This is a genomic window from Nocardioides zeae, from assembly GCF_030818655.1.
Lineage (GTDB): Bacteria > Actinomycetota > Actinomycetes > Propionibacteriales > Nocardioidaceae > Nocardioides > Nocardioides zeae_A.
The window spans coordinates 1238990-1256786 of the sequence record NZ_JAUTAN010000001.1; the positions used below are offsets into that span (position 1 = coordinate 1238990).

The window sequence follows — 17797 nt, forward strand, 5'->3', positions numbered from 1 at the left end:
GGGTCACGGGCCAGTGCCCGGAGGGCACGCTCACGCCGCTCGGCCGAGGTCGATGGTGAGCCGCTCCGCGACGCGGCCACGTCCGCAGCGAGCACCGGCGCAGTGACCCGGGGTCAGCTCGGCCTGTCGGTGCTCCGCACCACGGGTCCCGTGTACGGGGCGAGCCGCGCTGCACGGCCTGCCGGCGCCGTCGACGCCCAGGGGACGACGAGCGGGGTGACGGGCGTGCCGTCGACTGTCGGGAACACCTCGAGGCGCCCGTCGCCGGAGAGGAGGTCCCAGGTGACCTCGATGTGGTCGGTCTGGCCCGGGGCAAGGGTCTGGGTGAGGGTGTCGGTGTGGGCGGTCGAGGTGAAATCCCAGCCATAGGTGCCGATGGATGTCCACTCTGCGTACGCCGTCCTGAAGGCAAGGGTCAGGGCCGTCACCACGGTGCTGGTGGCCTGCGCATCGACGGTCACGGTGAACAGCGCGGCGCCGTTCCGGAGGTGCACGACACCGATCTGGATCGGGGTGGCGGGGTTGCTTGCCGCGTAAGCAGGCGCGCCGGCGACCACGGCGACCGCGGGTGCGGTCCAGGCTGCGGCGGAAATTACGGTACGGCGGCGGGGTTTCGAATGCACGTCAGCACCATCCCATCGATTTTCGACGCTGTCCCGGGAATGGCGGACGGTCGGTCGTGGCGGCACGACCGACCCTTCGGCCTGTGGGTCGACCGAACCGAACGCTTCCTGGTGGCGCACCGGCCCGGGCTGCTCATCGACTGGCACCCCGGCCCGGACGGCTTGCAGGTGTGGGTGTCGTACCTCGAGATCGGAGCCGTGGCCCACGGGCAGAACGTGCGGCTTCGGACGGAGCTGCTTGAGGAGCGGTGGGTGCGCCAGGCGGTCGCGCCGCCGCCGGAGACGGACCGTGGCGTGTTCCGCGAGGTGAACGCGCCGCCGGCAGCCCCGAGCTGACTCAGTCGAGGGTGATGGGAGTCGGTGTTGTCGCAGCCTGCCGCGGGCTCGCCGAAGGCCGGGCGGAGCGCTGTGCGGAGCCGGTGGCCCAAGGGATCGGGGTCTGTCGCGCCTGGCCCCCCGCGGTGGTGGTCACGATGTACGTGCCGGCGCCGCTGATCAGGCTCCACGCCACATCCAGGATCGCATCAGTCGTGGTCTGCGGCAGCACCGTGGCCGAGAAGACCCAGTCGGTACCCGCGGGCGAGTACGTCCAGACGGGGGGTTGGTAGCCGCCGCTGTTCCTCGTTGCCTCAGTGGTGCTGAGGGGCATCCTGACCTCGACGATCAGCGTGTCGGTCAGCGAGGTGTTCGTGACGGTGAATGCGGCCCGGCCGTTGCCTAGTCGGCGCACGTTCAAGGTGTAGCGGACCGACTCGGACGGATTGCTCGCCGCGAACGCAGGGGCGGCTGTGACCGCAGCGACGGCGGGGGCCGTCCAGGCGGCTGCACGAATTACGGTACGGCGCCGGGGTGTGGAATACATGGGCGCAGCGTGGCACGCCGAGCCGATGTGCGTCCCCCGAATGGGCGAAGACGCCCTCGGCTCGCGGTCTGAACCGAGGGCGCCGTGCTGATGAGGTACCCCCGAACGCAGCGAAAGCGCCCCCGCCACCCACGTGGGGTGACGGGGGCGCTTCGGCGAGGGTGGCGCGCTGGGGCGGCTACTCGCGGCGGTGCTGAGGCGGGACCGGGGTGACGCGGGCACGGGCCCACAGCGCGGCGGCCAGCGGGGCGACGACGCCGACAAACCCGACGATCGCGGTGTGCTGGGTGTCGTCGATCGGCACGCCGAACGCGCGCAGCAGGGCAAGCCCGGCGGCGACGACGACGGTGGCGGAGACCGCGGTGCCGGCCGCGGTGGCGACTGGTTCGGTGCGGGCGGTGGTCTTCAGGTTCATGCGTACCTCCGGCGGACGGCGCGACGGATCGCGAGGTGGACGATGAGGTCGAGCAGCCGGCGGGTCATGCCGGGATCCCGCGGCGCACGAGGAAGTCGATGCGAGTGATGAGCCGCTCGTACCGCTCGACGGTCTTCGGCTTCTTCGGGCGCGCGCGGTACGCCTGGTCCTTCGCGGCGTAGCACTCGCGCCGGCGTGCGGCGTACTGCGACGCCGGGTAGGTCCGCAGGTACTTGTAGACCTCGGCGAGCTCGCGCTCGCGGCGGGCGTGCTGCGGGGTGCCGGGTTGGAGGTGCTGGAGCTTCTCGATGAGGTCGAGCTCCTTGTCGTGCAGCCGGCGGAAGGTCGGCTTCACGCGCACGGCCGGCGGCGTGGGCTTCGGCGGGGACCAGACCGTCCTGCCGTTGAGGTCCTCGGTCCAGCCGAGGAGCGTCGCACCCCAGCGCTTCGTGATGACGTCGCTGTGGACGACGTCGATCTTGCCGCGGCGAAGGATGTCGTTGGAGAGCACGTAGCCGTTGCCGAGCGACAGCGCCACGTGGCCGTGGGGCCCGGGCGTCCGCCAGAAGACGGGTACGCCCGCGGGGATGCTCTCGGCCCGGGACGTGACGTGCCGGCGCTCGGCGCCTGCCCACGCCTTGATGGCCGACGTGTAGGCCGCGTCGATGCCGAAGCAGGAGCGGACGAAGACGAGGCACCAGGCGAGCCAGGTGCCGTCCTTCGTCGGGGCGCGGCGGGTCGAGTCGACCCAGCTGCGGCCCCACTCGATCGCGTCGCCTGTGGAGCGGGCCATCACGCCTCCTCGCTGTCGTCGTCGGGCGCGTCGGTGCCGGGGGCGGCGTCGGTGGTGTCCGAGCCGTCCTCCTGCACGCTGTCGCCGGTGTAGGGGCACGGGAGCGCGACAGCCAGGTCGTGCTCGTCGGCCTGATGCGCGAGCTCGAGCGGGTCGACGTCGACCCCGCCCGGCTCGGTGTTCTCGGTGGCGTGCTCGGACACGGGGTCCTCCTCGGGGTGGGTTGGTGCCGGGGTACGCGAAAGCCCGCCACGCCGACGCGGGGCGGGCTAGGTTGCGGGCCATGTCTGTTGCAATGGCCTCAGCGGTCTGCTTCACCGTGGGAACTGCGCTGCACCTGACGGTCTCGGTGGTGGACCGAAGCGGGCGAGATGTTGAGAGCCGTGTGGTGCTGTCCGTCCTGGATTGGTTCGTCCCCATGGGGTGGGCGGCGCTGCTCGTGGGGTCGGTGTGCGCCGTGCTCGCGGCCGCGTAGGCGTGAAGGCCCGCTCGTTCGGTTCGCTAAGCGCCGGGCTGGGTTGACAGCGCTGAGAGGGTGCGGTCATGGGAAATTTGACTGACCTTGCCATCGCCCTGTCCGCCCTGAAGACCGCCAGCGACCAGGGGGTGGATGGCGAAGAGCTGACCGCCCTCGAGGAGGAAGCCCGCAAGTCGTTGCGTCTCTCCGTCAGCGAGCTGGGCAGCGGGCCGGCCTACTACTGAGGCGGATTCAGCGAGCATGTCCGAGGGTCCGGTGGGTGGTGGCGGCTCGACCATTGAGGAGCGTTGGGCAGCTCATGCCCGGGACCTCTTCGTGTCCACGGTCGACGACTTGGCCCGTCGCTGCCGGCGAGATCAGCATGACGCCTAGGAAGCGATGGGGGCGGCGGCGTTGCTCCGCAAGCTGCTGGTCGACGGGACACGTCTCGTCGACCAGCGGGCCATCAACCCGAACCGCCGCGAGTTGGCGTTCAGCGGTCGACCGATGCACGCCTCCGCGTTCCCTCCCGCGCTCCCTGCCAACCGTCCGATGTTGGTCGGGCACGCGCACCTCTCGGGACTGCTCTCCGCGGCAGTCGAGGACGGGCGGCTGCCGGCCAACCCGGCGGCGGGCCTGAACCTGCCCACTGCAGCGCCGAAGCCGATCTTCTACTGGACGCAGGACGAGGCGGCTGCGTCGCTCCTCGAGCTGGGCGGCGCGGACGCGCTCGCGGTCGAGCTGGACCTCTACGTCGGGCTACGCTCGGGCGAGTTTTTCGGGCTCCGACGCCGGTACGTCGACCTGAGCATGGGGCTCCTGCACGTGCACGGCGTTGCCACCCGCGACGGCTGGCGCCCCTGCGCCAAGACGACGATGTCGCACCGGGCGGTGCCGATCCCGCGGCACCTACGTCCCCGGCTCGCGGCGCACGTCGCCTACCTCGACCCGGACGACACCGTCTTCCCTGCGCCGCGCGGCGGGCTGTGGAACGACCGCAACTTCGCACGGCGCGTCTTCACGCCCGCGATCGAGCGCGCCGGCGTCTCGGCGGGCACGCCGTACGACATGCGGCACGCCGCGGCGTCGTGGCTGGTGCAGCGCGGCGTGCCGCTGCTCGACGTGCAGCAGCTTCTCGGGCACGAGAAGTACGCGACGACCCTGCGGTACGCCCACCTGAAGCCGGGGGAGTTCGGGTCGGTCCTCGATGCCTGGGGCGATGCGCCGCTCGACCCGCGTGGGCCCACGGTCACCAGGCCAACCGCACCACAACCGCACGACGGCGTGGGGCATAGAAAAAGACCCCGTCTCGACTGAGTCGAAACGGGGCCTGACCTACGGTGATGCTGGTGGGCGATACTGGGTTTGAACCAGTGACCTCTTCCGTGTCAAGGAAGCGCGCTACCACTGCGCCAATCGCCCTAGACGACCAACGATCCCTTGCGGGACCGGAGGCAATCGAGGTGGAGACGGGATTTGAACCCGTGTAGACGGATTTGCAGTCCGTTGCCTCGCCTCTCGGCCACTCCACCGTGGAGGCTGGTACCTACTTCTCTCCGAGCGGACGACGAGGCTCGAACTCGCGACCTCAACCTTGGCAAGGTTGCGCTCTACCAACTGAGCTACGTCCGCTTGCGCTCCGCTCCGGGTTTTTCGCCCGGTTCGGCGTGCGTCGAGAACATTAGCGGATGCCGGGGGGCGTGCAAAATCCGGGTCACGGTGGTGTGTCGGGGAGGTGGAATCACGGGCCCGTGACCCCCTGAACTGCCAGGTCAGACCCCCTACGATCGCTCCATGAAGACCTGGGTGAACGGCCGGATGCTCGACGATCCCGACCAGCCGGTGCTGACGGCGACCGACCACGGGGTGACCGTCGGGGACGGTGTCTTCGAGTCGATCAAGGTCGTGGACGGCCGGGCGTTCGCCCTGACCCGCCACCTCGACCGGCTCGTCTCGTCCGCGCGGGGCATCGGCCTCGACCGGGTCGACGTCGGCGCCGTGCGGGCGGGCATCGATGCCGCCCTCGCCGCGGAGCACCTCGCGTTCGGGCGGCTCCGGGTCACCGTCACGGGCGGCCCCGGTCCGCTGGGCTCCGGGCGCGGGGACGCGCCGTACTCGCTCCTCGTCTCCGCCGTCCCCATGCAGCCGCTGCCGACCGTCACCGATGTCGTGACCGTGCCGTGGACCCGCAACGAGCGCAGTGCGGTCGCGGGGCTGAAGACGACGTCGTACGCCGAGAACGTCGTCGCGCTCGCCCGCGCGACCGAGCAGGGCGCGAGCGAGGCGGTCTTCGCCAACACGCAGGGGCACCTCTGCGAGGGCACGGGGTCGAACGTCTTCTACGTCGTCGACGGCGAGATGCGCACGCCCACGCTGGCCAGCGGCTGCCTCGCCGGCGTGACGCGGGCGCTCGTCCTCGACTGGTGCGGGGGGGCGGAGGTCGACGAGCCGATCGAGGTGGCCGAGGCGGCCGACGAGGTGTTCCTGGTGAGCACGACCCGGGACGTCCAGGCCGTACGGCGCTGGAACGGCCGCGAGCTGCCGGCGCCCGGTCCGGTGACGGCCGAGGCGCAGCGGGTCTGGCGTGAGCGGGAGGCCGCCGACATCGACCCGTGAGGGCCGAACGACCCCGATGTGAGTTCGTGGGGGAGGTGCGCTAACGTATGCGACCGCACCACGCGGGCGATTGGCGCAGTGGTAGCGCGCTTCGTTCACACCGAAGAGGTCACTGGTTCGAACCCAGTATCGCCCACCGCACGAGGACCGCCCCCGACCAGCCAGCAGGCAGGTCGGGGGCGGTTCTGTCGTTCCTGGCCTCGTCCGACCGCTCGGCTCGGCCGTGCGTTCCTGCACAGCCGACGTGCGCGGCTGGCCATTGCCCCGCACTGCTCGCGGCTGCGACGGTCGCCTTGATTAGTAGGACGTCATACTTTTGGACGTCCTACTGCTGACCGACCCGACGTGAATGGAGATGGTGTGAACCTCGACGAGGACGATCTCGCTGCGATGGTCGCGGCCGTGCGGAAGTTCGCCGAGGCCGAGCTGGCGCCGCACGCCCAGGAGCGCGACGAGAAGAAGATCTTCCCCGTCGACGTCCTGCAGCGGGCGGGCGAGCTGGGGCTCGGCGGCCTCTACGCCGGCGAGGAGCACGGGGGCATCGGCCTGCCGCGCCGCGCCGCCGCGGCGGTGTTCGTCGAGCTGGCGCGCGGCGACACCGCGATCGCGGCCTACATCAGCATCCACAACATGGTGGCGTGGATGGTCGACACCTTCGCGACCGACGAGGTACGGGCGGCGTGGCTGCCCGAGCTGAGCGCGATGCAGAAGCTCGCGTCCTACTGCCTGACCGAGCCCGACGCCGGGTCCGACGCCGCCGCCATCCGCACGACGGCGCGGCGTGACGGTGACGAGTACGTGCTCCGCGGCGTGAAGCAGTTCATCTCCGGCGCGGGCTCGACCGACGCGTACCTGGTGATGGCCCGCACCGGCGGACCGGACGCGCGGGGCATCTCCGCCTTCCTGGTCCCGGCCGACAGCGAGGGCCTGTCGTTCGGGGCCAACGAGCGCAAGATGGGCTGGAACGCGCAGCCGACCCGTCAGGTGGTGCTCGAGGACGTCCGCGTCCCGGCCTCCCACCGGCTCGGAGAGGAGGGCGAGGGCTTCTCCATCGCCATGCGGGGCCTCAACGGCGGCCGCATCAACATCGCGGCGTGCTCGCTGGGCGGTGCCTCGTGGGCGGTGGAGCGAGCGGCGGTGCACCTGCGCGAGCGGATCGCCTTCGGCAAGCCGCTGAGCGCGCAGCAGGCGCTGCAGTTCCGGCTCGCCGACATGACGACGAGCATCGAGGCCTCCCGCTGCCTGCTCGAGCGGGCGGCGACGGCGCTCGACGAGGGCAGCCCCGACGCGGTGCAGCTGTGCGCGATGGCGAAGCAGTTCGTCACCGACCAGTGCTTCGAGGCCGCGAACGCGGCACTGCAGCTCCACGGCGGCTACGGCTACCTTGCCGAGTACGGCGTGGAGCGCGTGGTGCGGGACCTGCGCGTCCACCAGATCCTGGAAGGGACCAACGAGATCATGCGACTCATCGTGAGCCGGGCGGCGCTGGAGGGTGCGGCGTGACCGCCCCCGGGACGCCGGCGGTCGAGCAGCCGGCCGAGCCCCCCGTCCTCGTCGAGCGACGCGGTCGGGCCGGCGTGCTGACGCTCAACCGCCCCCGCGCCCTCAATGCGCTGACGCACGAGATGGTCGGGCTCCTCGACGAGGCGCTGCAGGCCTGGGCGGAGGCCCCCGACGTCGAGGTCGTCGTGCTGCGCGGCGCCGGTGAGCGCGGCCTGTGCGCGGGCGGCGACATCGTGGCCATCCACCGCGACGCCACCACGGGCGGCACGGGGTCGGAGGACTTCTGGCGCGACGAGTACCACCTCAACGCGCTCATCGCGCGCTACCCCAAGCCGTACGTCGCCTTCATGGACGGCATCGTGCTGGGCGGTGGGGTGGGCGTCTCGGCGCACGCCTCGCACCGCGTGGTCACCGAGCGCACCCGGATCGGCATGCCGGAGACCGGCATCGGCTTCGTCCCCGACGTGGGCGGGACGTGGCTGCTGTCGCGCTCGCCCGGCGAGCTGGGCACGTACGTCGCGCTGACGGCCGGTCACGCCGACGGGGCCGACGCGCTGGTGCTGGGCCTGGCGGACCGCATGGTCGCCTCGAGCGACCTCGACCGCCTGGTGGAGCAGCTGGCCGACCCGTCGGCGGGGGACGTCGACGCCGTGCTGGACGCCGTCGCGGTGCCCGCCCCCGCGAGCACGCTGACCGCGGCCCGGGAGTGGATCGACGCGGGCTTCGCCGACGACGACGCCCGCGACGTCGTGGCCGCACTGCGGGCCCGGCCGGAGCCCGAGGCCCGCGCGGCGGCCGACGCCGTCGAGGCGAAGTCGCCGACCTCGGTGGCCGTGACGCTGCGGGCCCTGCGCGCGGCCCGCGACCTGGGCAGCCTGGAGGAGGCGCTGGCGCAGGAGTACCGCATCGCGCTGCGGATGCTGCGCGGCCACGACTTCCCCGAGGGCGTCCGGGCCCAGGTCATCGACAAGGACCGGAACCCGCGCTGGGATCCCGCCTCGCTCGAGCTGCTGCAGGACGCGGACGTCGCGTCGTACTTCGCTCCGCTCGGCGACGCCGAGCTCGGCCTCACCCGCCCGCCCTCGCCCGCGTCCGCGGGCGCCGAGGGCTGAGGAAAGGAACCGCATGTCCAGCACCGACAAGCCCCGGGTCGCCTTCATCGGCCTCGGCAACATGGGCGGCCCGATGGCCGCCAACCTGGTCGAGGCCGGGTACGTCGTGACCGGCTTCGACCCGTCGCCGGCGGCCGCGAGCGCCGCGAGCGAGGCCGGGGTCACGCCCGCCGACTCGGCCGCCGCGGCAGCGCGGGACGCGCAGGTCGTCATCACGATGCTCCCGAGCGGCAAGCACGTCCTCGACGTCTACCAGGGCACGAACGGTGACGGGGTGCTCGCCGCGGCGGCCCCGGGTGCGCTGCTCGTCGACTGCTCGACGATCGCCGTGGACGACGCCCGTGCCGCCGCCGACGCCGCCCGCGCGGCGGGGCACCGCGCCGTGGACGCCCCCGTCTCCGGCGGTGTCGGCGGAGCGACGGCCGGCACGCTGACGTTCATGGTCGGCGCCGCCGACGACGACCTCGAGGCCGTCAACGCGGTCCTCGAGCCGATGGCCGGCCGCGTCGTCCACTGCGGTGACAGCGGAGCCGGCCAGGCCGCCAAGATCTGCAACAACATGATCCTCGGCATCTCCATGATCGCCGTCTCGGAGGCCTTCGTGCTCGGCGAGCGACTGGGCCTGACCCACCAGGCCCTGTTCGACGTCGCGTCCACCGCGTCGGGCCAGTGCTGGTCGCTCACCACCAACTGTCCCGTGCCGGGGCCGGTGCCGACGAGCCCGGCGAACCGCGACTACGCACCGGGCTTCGCCTCGCCGCTGATGGCGAAGGACCTGGGCCTGGCGATGACGGCCGCGGACACCACCCACACCGGCACGCGGATGGGCCAGCTCGCCGCGGAGATCTACCGTGAGTTCGCCTCCGGCGACGGAGCGGCACTCGACTTCTCCGCCATCATCGGCGCCGTCCGGGACGACCAGAACGAGGGAGCAGCATCGTGAGCGCGACGTACGAGAACATCACCGTCCGCCGGGAGGGCCGCGTCGGCGTCATCACCCTCGACCGGCCCGAGGCGCTCAACGCCCTCAACCTCGCGCTCGGCGCGGAGGTCGTCGCGGCCGCCGAGGAGATGGACGCCGACCGCGGGATCGGCGCGATCGTCCTGACCGGCTCGGAGCGCGCGTTCGCCGCCGGCGCCGACATCAAGGAGATGGCGTCCCGTGGCTACGCCGACGTCGCGCTGGAGGACTTCTTCTCCACCTGGGACCGGTTCGCCGCGCTGCGCACCCCGACGATCGCCGCCGTGTCCGGCTACGCGCTGGGCGGCGGCTGCGAGGTCGCCATGATGTGCGACCTCCTCATCGCCGCCGAGTCCGCGAAGTTCGGGCAACCCGAGATCACGCTCGGCACCATCCCCGGCATCGGTGGCTCCCAGCGCCTGACGCGGGCCATCGGCAAGGCCAAGGCGATGGACCTCGTCCTCACCGGCCGCATGATGGACGTGACCGAGGCCGAGCGGTCGGGCCTGGTGTCCCGGGTCGTGCCGACCGCGGAGCTGCTCGACGTCGCGATGGAGACCGCCGCGAAGATCGCCTCGATGTCGCTCCCCGCGGCGTACGCGGCGAAGGAGGCCGTCGCGGAGGCCTTCGAGACGACGCTGGCGGCCGGCGTGCGGTTCGAGCGCCGCACGTTCCACGCGACCTTCGCGCTCGCCGACCGGGCCGAGGGCATGGCCGCGTTCGTCGAGAAGCGGCGCCCGGACTTCACGCACGGCTGAGGGGGAACGGCGGGGGTGCCGCGATGCGTCCCCGCCGCCTTCGTCGGTGGGATCCGTGTCACGGGTGGCCGTCGTCAGCGCCGGCGCCCGACCCGTTTAGGCTGGTCCCGCTGGTTCGCCCCGGCAGCCGGTCGGTGGCGAGGCAAGAGGGAACCCGGTGCGAGTCCGGGACTGCCCCGCAGCGGTGAGCGGGAACGACCGCCGTCACGAAGCACTGGGTCCGTGCGGGCCTGGGAAGCGACGGCCAGTAGGTCCGGCGTCCCGTCCTCGGACGGGAGCGGCCGGTCGCCCGCGAGTCCGAAGACCTGCCAGCTCCCGTGGGTGCGACGTCCGCGGTGGTCGGATGCCTCGAGGGCGGGCTCCACGACACGTTCGGTGGCTGGCGGCCGGGTGGGCCGCGAGCCCGGGTGCGTGCGCCCCGTCGGTCCCGTCCGCTCCGGTGCGCGCCCGCGGTCAACCCGCACCCGAGCCGAAGGTCCATCGTGAACCGTCACTCCTCCGCGCCCGCAGCGGCGCTCGTCGCCACTGCCGCGCTCCTCACCGCCTGCTCGCCGGGCGGCTCGTCCGACGCCGGTCCCGGCGGCGACGACCGTCTCCGCTTCGCCTACGCCTTCACCCCGACCACGGCGCTGTCGCCGTACTCCGACGACGCCACCACGGCGTACGCCGCGGGCGCGACCGAGACGCTGGTGCGCCTCGATCCGGCTGGACTGCCCGAGCCCGCGCTGGCGACCGCGTGGGAGCAGGTCGACCTGACGACGTGGCGCTTCGAGATCCGTCCCGACGTCGTCTTCCACGACGGCACACCCGTGACGGGCGAGACCGTCGCGGCCGCGCTCGACGCCGCCGCGGCCGCCGAGCCCGCCCCCCGTGCACTCTCCGGCGGCAGCATCGACGCCACGGCGGAGGAGGGTCCGAACGGTGACGTCGTCGTGGTCACCACCGCCGAGCCCGACCCGGTGCTGGTGCAGCGGCTGACGTCGCCGGAGCTCGTGGTGCTCGCCCCCTCCGCCTACGCCGACCCCGCCCGGCCGACGCCTGTCGGGACCGGCACCGGCCCCTACGAGATCACCGACACCGACCTGACGACGCAGATGACGCTCGAGGCGAACCCCGACTACTGGGCCGGTGCGCCCGCGATGGACGGCGTCGACGTCACGTTCGTCGGGGATGCCGGCGCGCGGCTCCAGGCGTTCCGGTCCGACCAGGTCGACCTCGCCCAGGCCCTCCCCGCCGCGCAGCTGGACCAGATCGACGAGGACGAGCTCCTCGCCGTACCGCTGCCCCGGACCGTGAGCCTGCACCTCACCCAGACGTCGGACGTGCTCGCGGACCCCGGGCAGCGCGAGCTGGTGCGGGCGGCGGTGGCGGAGCTCGACCTGGCCGGCACGATCTACGCGGGACGTGCCGAGCCCGCGGGCGGTCTGTTCAACGCCGCGGTGTCGGCGTGGGCGGCCGACCGCGAGGCGGCGACACACCCGGCGGCGGCCGCCGCGGCGTCCACGACGCCGATCACCCTGGCGACGTTCACCGACCGGCCCGAGCTGCCGGAGATGGCGACGGCGATCGCGGACGCGCTGCGGGCGGTCGGGTTCGAGGTGGAGGTCGTGGCGCGGCCCTACGACGAGATGGAGACCGACTACCTCGACGGCACCTATGACCTGGTGATCATGAGCCGGTCCTACGGTCAGGACACCGCCGACCCGGTGGGCTACCTGCAGACCGACTTCGGCTGCGACGGCACCTACAACATCAGCCGGTCCTGCGACGCGGCGCTCGACGCGGAGCTCGCCGACGCGCAGCTGGTGGCCGACCCGGACGAGCGCGCTGCCGCAGCGGTCGCGGTCGAGCAGCAGGTGCTCGGGGACGTGTGGGCGGTGCCCCTCGTGCACGACGCCACGCAGTTCGGCGTCCAGGGCGTGACCGGCCTCGCGAGCGACCCGTTCGAGCGCGCGGTCGTCACGAGCACGACGAGCGTCGACCGCTGACGCTCGTCCGGTGGGAGGGCGTCCGCCTGCGACGGCGGTCGGACGCCTCTCCCGTGCTCGGCCCGCTCGACCTGGCCCTCGCGCCGGGGGAGCGGGTCGCGCTGGTCGGCCCCTCGGGAGCGGGCAAGACGCTGACCGCGCGCCTCGCCTGCCTACCGCCGCCCGCCGACCTGCGGCTCGAGGGCACGGTCGCGGTCGGCGGACGGACGGGGTTGCTCGCGCAGGAGTCCGCGACCGCGCTCGACCCCGGGAGCACGGTGGGCCGTCAGCTCGGGCTCGTGGCCCGCACCCGCACCGCGGACCGGGGCGCGGCGCGGCGCGCGGTGGTCGCGGTGCTCGACGAGCTCGGCCTCGACCCGGCCGTGGCTCGACGGCACCCGACCGTGCTCTCGGGCGGCCAGCGGCAGCGCGTGGCCCTCGCGCTCGCGCTCCTCGCCGAGCCCGACCTCCTCGTCGCCGACGAGCCGACCTCGGCCCTCGACCCGGTGACCGCCGCCGAGGTCGTGGCCGCGCTGCGGCGCGCCCTCGACGCCCGCCGTACGGCGCTGCTGCTCGTCACGCACGACCCGGGTGTGGCCGCCGTCCTGTGCGACCGCGTCGTGCGCCTCGCGGACGGTCGCGTGCACCAGGGCACCGGGACCGCGGCGCCGGATCCGCGGACGGCGGCTCGCACGGTGCCGCTCGCGCCGGGGGAGCCGGTTCTCACCTGGGCAGGGGTCACCCGGACCTGGCGTGCCCCGGGAGGTCCCGACGGCTGCCGGGGACGCGGCACGACCGTCGGCGTCCGCGACGTGTCCCTCGAGGTGCGCGCCGGCGAGCACGTCGCCGTGCTCGGTGCGTCGGGCGCCGGCAAGTCCACCCTCGTGCGGCTCGCTGCCGCTCGCGACCGCCCGGAGGCGGGCAGCGTGCAGGTCGCCCCCGGGGGCGGGTCGCACGCCGGCCCTGCAGTCCGTGCCGCAGGACGCCGGTGGTTCCCTGACGCCGTGGCGCACGGTGCGGCAGCTGCTCGTCGAGGCGCTCCGCGTCGGCCATCCGGACGATCCCGACCACGAGGACGTCCGCCTGGTCGAGCTGCTCTCGGTGGTTCACCTGGGGCACGACCTCCTCGACCGGCGCCCGGGCACGCTGTCCGGCGGCCAACGGCAGCGGGTCGCGATCGCGCGGGCCCTCGCGACCGCACCCCGGGTGCTGCTGGGGGACGAGATGCTCAGCGCACTCGACGCCCCCACCCGCGGCGCGGTGGCGGAGGCGCTCCGCGCCCACGCCGACGCAGCGGGCACGACGCTCGTGGTCTGCACCCACGACCTCGACGTCGCCGCCCGACTGGGCGTCCGGGTGGTCGTGCTCGCCGACGGCAGGGTGGTGGACGACGGTCCGATCGCGTTGCTCGCCGCGGACGACGCGGGATCGGCGGCCCTACGGGCACTGCGGGACGCGTCCGGGCGACGCACGGGTGCGCTCCGGTGAGCGCGGTGCTGCGGGTCCTCGCCACGGTCGCGGGGCTCGTGCTGGTCGTGGCGTCGCTGCCGTGGCTCCGGGGCGAGGACCCGGCGGTCACCGTGCTCCGCGTGCGCTTCCGCCAGCGGGGCGAGGATCCCGACGCGGTGAGGGCGCTGCGCGAGCAGCTCGACCTGGCGCCGGACCCGGTGACCGGAGCCGCCCGGTGGTTGGCCGCCGCGGCGCGCGGAGACCTGGGGGAGAGCTGGGTCAGCGGCCAGCCCGTGCTCGAGCGTGCGCAGCCCGCGGTGGCCGCCTCCGCCACGCTGGCTGGCTGCGCGATCGCGGTCGCCCTGGTCCTCACGACGCTGGCCCTGATCGGCCCGGTCGTGCGGGCGGCCCGCACGGGCACCGCCACGCGGCCGCGTCTCAAGGTCGCGGCGGTCACGGTCGCGGCCCTCCCCGAGGTGATCACCGGCAGTCTCCTCGTCGTCGCCCTGTCCGTGCACCTCGGTCTGCTGCCCGCCACGGGCTGGCACGGCTGGGGCAGCGTCGTCGCGCCGGCCCTCGCCCTCGGCGTACCGGCCGCAGGGCTGCTCACCCGGCTGCTCGCGGGGGTGCTCGACCAGGCCGTGACGGAGCAGTGGGTGACGACGTGGCGGGCCAACGGGGTGCCGACGGCCCCGGTGGCCCGGGCACTGGCGCGCCGCGTCGTCGGCCGGGGCGCGTCCCAGGTCGCCGTCGTGTGGGTCGGGATGCTCGGCACGGCGGTCGCCGTGGAGAAGGTGTTCAGCGTGCCGGGGGTGGGGTCGCTCGCGGTGCGTTCGGCGCTCACGCAGGACGTCCCCGTGCTCCAGGCCTGCCTGCTGGCCGTCGTGGGCCTCGGTCTCGCCGGTGCCGGGGCGGCGCTCCTCCTGCACCGGCTGCTGCTCGTCGGCGCGACCGGCCGTGACGATCTCGGGGTGACGGCCGACGCGTCCCACGGGTCGCCGCGGGTCGTCGTGCTGGTGACGGTGGTGCTGGCGGTCCTCGTGCTCGGTGGCCTGCCCCGCGACGGTGGGTCCTCGGACCTCGCCGCTCGCCTCGCCCCTCCCGGTGTGCGGCACCCCCTCGGCGCCGACGCGGTCGGGCACGACCTCTGGGGCCGTGTCGCGGACGCGACGGTCCGCACCGTCGGCCTGGCCGTGCTGGTCAGCGTGCTGGCGCTCGCCGTCGCCCTCCTCGTGGGACTCGCCGCCCGCCGTCTCCGGGTGGGGGCGATGGACGTGCTCGTGACCGTGCCGAGCACGGTCGTCGGCATGGTCGTCGCCGCCGCGCTCGGGCCGGGCCTCCTCGGCGCCTGCGTCGCGGTCGCCGCGGTCGCCTGGATCCCGCTCGCGGTCCACGCCCGCGGCCTCGTCGTCGAGGCACGTGGTGCGGGACACGTCGGGGCAGCCCGTCGTCTCGGTCTCGGGCGGGCGCGGGTCGGCGTCGTGCACCTGCTGCCCGGGGTCCTCGGTCCCCTGGCGCAGCACGCGCTCGCCCGCCTGCCCCTCAACGCCGTGGCGATCGCCGGCCTCAGCTTCATCGGCCTGGGCGCGGACCCGGACGCCGCCGAGCTGGGCGCGATGCTGGCCGAGGGACTGCGCTACCTCGAGGTCGCGCCGTGGGTCGTGCTCGTCCCCGGTGGGGTGCTGCTGCTCCTCGGTGTCGGAGCGGGCGCGGCGGGCGGAGTCCAGCGGCGTGCGCGGCGCACGACCAGGCTCAGGCGTGGGGCAGCTGCATCAGTCGGAGGTTGAGCTGCCCGACCACCTCGTCGAGGCTCCGTCCCGACTCCCGCGCGAGGAGGCCGAGGGCGAGCTCCGCCACGAGGAGCGCGCCGCCGGCGAGGTCGCCGTCCTCGACGAGCTGGCGGGTGAGTGCCCGGGCGCCGTCGATGTCGCCGCGACCGCGCGCCGCGACGAGCCCGGCGACCTGCTGGGCGGAGCCCAGGAGCCCGTCCAGCCCGGTCTCCTGCCGCGCACTCATGCGAGGAGCCCCGGGGTCTGGGCGCGGGCGCGGTCGAACCGCGCCTGGACGTCGGCCCAGTTGGCGACGTTCCACCACTGCGCCACGAAGGTGGCCTTGTCGTTCCGGTAGTCGAGGTAGTAGGCGTGCTCCCACATGTCCAGCATGAGCAGGGGGACGAGGCAGGCGGGCAGGTTGCCCTGCTGGTCGTAGAGCTGCACGACGTGGAGCCGTTCACCGAGGACGTCCCAGGCGAGGATCGACCAGCCGGAGCCCTGGATGCCGAGGGCGTTGGCCTGGAACTGGGCGCGGAACCTGTCGAAGCGCCCGAAGAACTCGTCGATGGCCTGGGCGAGCTCGCCGGTGGGCTTGTCGCCCCCGTCGGGAGACATGTTCGGCCAGAAGATCGAGTGGTTCAGGTGGCCGCCCAGGTGGAACGACAGCGACTTCTCCAGCCCCGTGAGGTGCGTGAAGGTGTCGGTCGCGCGCGCCTCCTCGAGCTGCTCGAGCGTCGTGTTCACGCCCTTCACGTAGGTCGCGTGGTGCTTGTCGTGGTGCAGCTCCATGATCGCGCCCGAGATGTACGGCTCGAGCGCGGCGACGTCGTAGGGCAGGTCGGGAAGCACGTAGTCGGGCACGGTCGCTCCTGGGGTGGATCGGGTCGAAGGTTGCTGCGACCATAGCGCTATTGCAAGACATTTGCAGCAAGCCGGTTCTTCGAGTCTTCAGCCCGGGCTCGCGCCGCCGGCAGAGGTCGAACGTCGCCGGCCCCACCAGGCCAGGAGCCTCGCCTGCTGGCGCTCGGCCCACAGGCGCCGTCGTCGCAGGCGTCTGCTCTCGTACATGTCGTCTCGCTTCCGCGTGCTAGGGCTGCCAGCCGGCGGCCCACGCGACGACCGCCCGCACCGCGGGGTCGGGGTCGTCGGCGAGCCGGGCGAGCAGGTCGGGGTGGCACAGGCGGTGGGCCGCGACCCACCCCCGCACCCGGTTGTCGGCGTCCTCGGCCAGCAGGGCGAGCACCCAGGTCGGCGTGCGTGGGTTGCGCGCGACGCAGGCGCGGACCGACGACTGGGCGTCGGCGGCGAGGTGCTCGAGGACGTCCATCGGTGCGTGCTGGGACAGGGCCGCGCTCTCGCGGATCGCCGTCGTCGGGTCGGCCGCGAGGGCGCGCACGCGGCGTACCTTGCTCGCCGACGCCGGGGGAGAGGTGAAGGCGGAGAGCGGGGGACCGCCCTCGCCGGAGGTGGCGAGGGCGGCCCGGTGCGCCGGGCTGAGGAAGCCGATGCAGGACATCGCCTCAGTCCTGCCGCGCGTTGACCTCGTACGAGGTGTTGATGGCCTCGAAGAAGTTGACGAGCTGCAGCGTGTCGTTCGCCGCCGCCATCCACTTCGCCGGGTTGGCGACGCCGTAGTGCGGACCGAAGCCGAGCTCGTCGAGGCGGCGGTCGGCCAGGTACCGCACGTACTGGTTGATGTAGTCGGCGTTGAGGCCCAGGATGCCGTTCGGCAGGAGGTCGTGGTTGTAGGCCTCCTCCATCGCGACCGCGTCGAGGATCATCTGCCTGATCTCGTCGGCGAACTCCTCGGTCGCGACCTCGGGGTTCTCCTCCAGCACGGTGAGGACGAGGTTGATGCCGAACTTCAGGTGCAGGGACTCGTCCCGCACGATCCAGTCGATGAGCGAGCCGAAGTTCCGCAGCAGGTTCCGCTGCCGGAAGCTCAGCGCGACCATGAACCCGGAGTAGAACCAGATCCCCTCGAGGATGACGTTGTAGGCGATGAGGTTCCGGACGAAGTCGCGCTTGCCCTCGACCGTGGTGATGTCCAGGGTCTGCTCGGTCATCCGCTTGATGAAGCGGACCTCGAACTCCTCCTTCGCCGCCATCGAGGGCACGTCCACGTGGGCGGCGTAGGCCGCCTCCCGGTCGATGGGGAAGGTCTCGAGGACGTACTCGAAGCTCATGCAGTGGTTGGCCTCCTCCCACATCTGCTTCGCGAGGTAGAGGTGGCACTCCGCCGCGTTGACGTAGGGGTAGACGCCGAACGCCAGGGCCTTGTTGACGAGCAGCTCGCTCGGGTTGAAGTAGCTCATCAGGAACGTCAGGGCGCGACGCTCGTCGTCGCTCATCCGCTCGAAGTCGGCGAGGTCCTCGCCGAGCTGCACCTCGTTGGGGAACCAGGTGTTCGCGACGGCCTGGTCGTAGAGCTCCATCGCCCACGGGTAGGTGACCGGCTTGAGGAGCAGGCCCTCCTCGATGCCCGTGCCGAGGATGCCCCGGCGGCCCT

20 protein-coding genes, 4 tRNA genes, 1 pseudogene and 1 riboswitch are annotated in these 17797 nt (G+C 73.1%); of the genes and pseudogenes, 13 read left to right on the forward strand and 12 right to left on the reverse strand.

Features of this window, described 5'->3' with window-relative positions; all coding sequences use genetic code 11:
• Positions 1 to 113: 113 nt before the first annotated feature.
• A complete protein-coding gene (locus QE405_RS05915; protein ID WP_307199286.1) occupies positions 114 to 743 on the reverse strand; it encodes a hypothetical protein in 630 nt (209 codons plus the stop codon).
• On the opposite strand from QE405_RS05915, the gene QE405_RS05920 reads away from it, so the two are divergent.
• Positions 735 to 959, forward strand: coding sequence for a hypothetical protein (locus QE405_RS05920; RefSeq protein WP_307199287.1), 225 nt, complete (start codon positions 735 to 737; stop codon positions 957 to 959). The genes QE405_RS05915 and QE405_RS05920 overlap by 9 nt on opposite strands.
• 1 nt (position 960) lies before the next feature.
• Here QE405_RS05920 and QE405_RS05925 read toward each other — a convergent pair whose 3' ends face one another.
• The 4 genes from QE405_RS05925 to QE405_RS05940 all read right to left on the reverse strand — a co-directional run bounded on the left by QE405_RS05925 (position 961) and on the right by QE405_RS05940 (position 2896).
• Entirely contained in the window at positions 961 to 1485 is a 525-nt protein-coding gene (locus QE405_RS05925; protein WP_307199288.1) for a hypothetical protein, read from the reverse strand.
• A gap of 178 nt (positions 1486 to 1663) precedes the next feature.
• Positions 1664 to 1900: a hypothetical protein gene (locus QE405_RS05930; RefSeq protein ID WP_307199289.1), complete on the reverse strand. Its 237-nt coding sequence runs from the start codon at positions 1898 to 1900 to the stop codon at positions 1664 to 1666.
• A gap of 64 nt (positions 1901 to 1964) precedes the next feature.
• Positions 1965 to 2693, reverse strand: a complete 729-nt coding sequence (locus QE405_RS05935; protein ID WP_307199290.1) for a hypothetical protein — start codon at positions 2691 to 2693, stop codon at positions 1965 to 1967.
• Entirely contained in the window at positions 2693 to 2896 is a 204-nt protein-coding gene (locus QE405_RS05940; protein ID WP_307199291.1) for a hypothetical protein, read from the reverse strand. Before QE405_RS05940 ends, QE405_RS05935 begins: the two co-directional genes overlap by 1 nt.
• A gap of 340 nt (positions 2897 to 3236) precedes the next feature.
• Between QE405_RS05940 and QE405_RS05945 the strand changes: the two genes are divergently transcribed.
• Positions 3237 to 3395 (forward strand): hypothetical protein, encoded by a 159-nt coding sequence (locus tag QE405_RS05945; RefSeq protein ID WP_307199292.1) that lies wholly within the window; start codon positions 3237 to 3239, stop codon positions 3393 to 3395.
• 154 nt (positions 3396 to 3549) lie between these two features.
• Complete coding sequence (locus tag QE405_RS05950; RefSeq protein WP_307199293.1) at positions 3550 to 4467, forward strand: tyrosine-type recombinase/integrase; 918 nt, start codon at positions 3550 to 3552, stop codon at positions 4465 to 4467.
• A gap of 30 nt (positions 4468 to 4497) precedes the next feature.
• Here the strand turns inward: QE405_RS05950 and QE405_RS05955 are convergent.
• The 3 genes from QE405_RS05955 to QE405_RS05965 all read right to left on the reverse strand — a co-directional run bounded on the left by QE405_RS05955 (position 4498) and on the right by QE405_RS05965 (position 4782).
• Positions 4498 to 4572: transfer RNA gene (locus tag QE405_RS05955), tRNA-Val, on the reverse strand.
• Between the two features lie 39 nt (positions 4573 to 4611).
• Positions 4612 to 4682 (reverse strand) — tRNA-Cys (locus QE405_RS05960).
• A 27-nt stretch (positions 4683 to 4709) separates the two neighbouring features.
• Positions 4710 to 4782 (reverse strand) — tRNA-Gly (locus tag QE405_RS05965).
• Between the two features lie 162 nt (positions 4783 to 4944).
• Between QE405_RS05965 and QE405_RS05970 the strand changes: the two genes are divergently transcribed.
• The 10 genes and pseudogenes from QE405_RS05970 (at position 4945) to QE405_RS06015 (ending at position 15303) form a co-directional block, all read left to right on the forward strand.
• A complete protein-coding gene (locus QE405_RS05970) occupies positions 4945 to 5766 on the forward strand; it encodes an aminotransferase class IV (RefSeq protein ID WP_307199294.1) in 822 nt (273 codons plus the stop codon).
• 64 nt (positions 5767 to 5830) lie between these two features.
• Positions 5831 to 5902 (forward strand) — tRNA-Val (locus QE405_RS05975).
• Between the two features lie 224 nt (positions 5903 to 6126).
• Positions 6127 to 7269, forward strand: a complete 1143-nt coding sequence (locus tag QE405_RS05980) for an acyl-CoA dehydrogenase family protein (RefSeq protein WP_307199295.1) — start codon at positions 6127 to 6129, stop codon at positions 7267 to 7269.
• Positions 7266 to 8381 (forward strand): enoyl-CoA hydratase/isomerase family protein, encoded by a 1116-nt coding sequence (locus QE405_RS05985; protein ID WP_307199296.1) that lies wholly within the window; start codon positions 7266 to 7268, stop codon positions 8379 to 8381. Before QE405_RS05980 ends, QE405_RS05985 begins: the two co-directional genes overlap by 4 nt.
• A gap of 13 nt (positions 8382 to 8394) precedes the next feature.
• Complete coding sequence (mmsB, locus tag QE405_RS05990) at positions 8395 to 9324, forward strand: 3-hydroxyisobutyrate dehydrogenase (protein ID WP_307199297.1); 930 nt, start codon at positions 8395 to 8397, stop codon at positions 9322 to 9324.
• Positions 9321 to 10100 (forward strand): enoyl-CoA hydratase, encoded by a 780-nt coding sequence (locus QE405_RS05995; RefSeq protein ID WP_307199298.1) that lies wholly within the window; start codon positions 9321 to 9323, stop codon positions 10098 to 10100. The genes mmsB and QE405_RS05995 overlap by 4 nt, the downstream gene beginning before the upstream one ends.
• A 111-nt stretch (positions 10101 to 10211) precedes the next feature.
• Positions 10212 to 10427, forward strand: a riboswitch (cobalamin riboswitch).
• Between the two features lie 155 nt (positions 10428 to 10582).
• Positions 10583 to 12088 carry an ABC transporter substrate-binding protein gene (locus QE405_RS06000; protein ID WP_307199299.1) on the forward strand — a complete coding sequence of 502 codons (1506 nt, stop codon included), beginning with the start codon at positions 10583 to 10585 and terminating at the stop codon, positions 12086 to 12088.
• Between the two features lie 53 nt (positions 12089 to 12141).
• A pseudogene (locus tag QE405_RS20900) lies at positions 12142 to 12945 on the forward strand (ATP-binding cassette domain-containing protein); the annotation flags it as partial.
• Positions 12946 to 13039: 94 nt separating this feature from the next.
• Entirely contained in the window at positions 13040 to 13555 is a 516-nt protein-coding gene (locus QE405_RS06010; RefSeq protein ID WP_307199301.1) for an ATP-binding cassette domain-containing protein, read from the forward strand.
• Entirely contained in the window at positions 13552 to 15303 is a 1752-nt protein-coding gene (locus QE405_RS06015; RefSeq protein WP_307199302.1) for an ABC transporter permease subunit, read from the forward strand. Before QE405_RS06010 ends, QE405_RS06015 begins: the two co-directional genes overlap by 4 nt.
• On the opposite strand, the gene QE405_RS06020 is transcribed toward QE405_RS06015, so the two are convergent.
• From QE405_RS06020 to QE405_RS06035, 4 genes are all read right to left on the reverse strand, one after another.
• A complete protein-coding gene (locus tag QE405_RS06020; protein ID WP_307199303.1) occupies positions 15269 to 15532 on the reverse strand; it encodes a hypothetical protein in 264 nt (87 codons plus the stop codon). The two genes, QE405_RS06015 and QE405_RS06020, sit on opposite strands and share 35 nt — an antisense overlap.
• Positions 15529 to 16149 carry a superoxide dismutase gene (locus tag QE405_RS06025; protein WP_307199304.1) on the reverse strand — a complete coding sequence of 207 codons (621 nt, stop codon included), beginning with the start codon at positions 16147 to 16149 and terminating at the stop codon, positions 15529 to 15531. Before QE405_RS06025 ends, QE405_RS06020 begins: the two co-directional genes overlap by 4 nt.
• Before the next feature lie 226 nt (positions 16150 to 16375).
• Positions 16376 to 16804 (reverse strand): variant leucine-rich repeat-containing protein, encoded by a 429-nt coding sequence (locus tag QE405_RS06030; protein ID WP_307199305.1) that lies wholly within the window; start codon positions 16802 to 16804, stop codon positions 16376 to 16378.
• A gap of 4 nt (positions 16805 to 16808) precedes the next feature.
• On the reverse strand, positions 16809 to 17783 hold the full coding sequence (locus QE405_RS06035) for a ribonucleotide-diphosphate reductase subunit beta (RefSeq protein WP_307205599.1): 975 nt from the start codon (positions 17781 to 17783) through the stop codon (positions 16809 to 16811).
• Between the last annotated feature and the right edge of the window lie 14 nt (positions 17784 to 17797).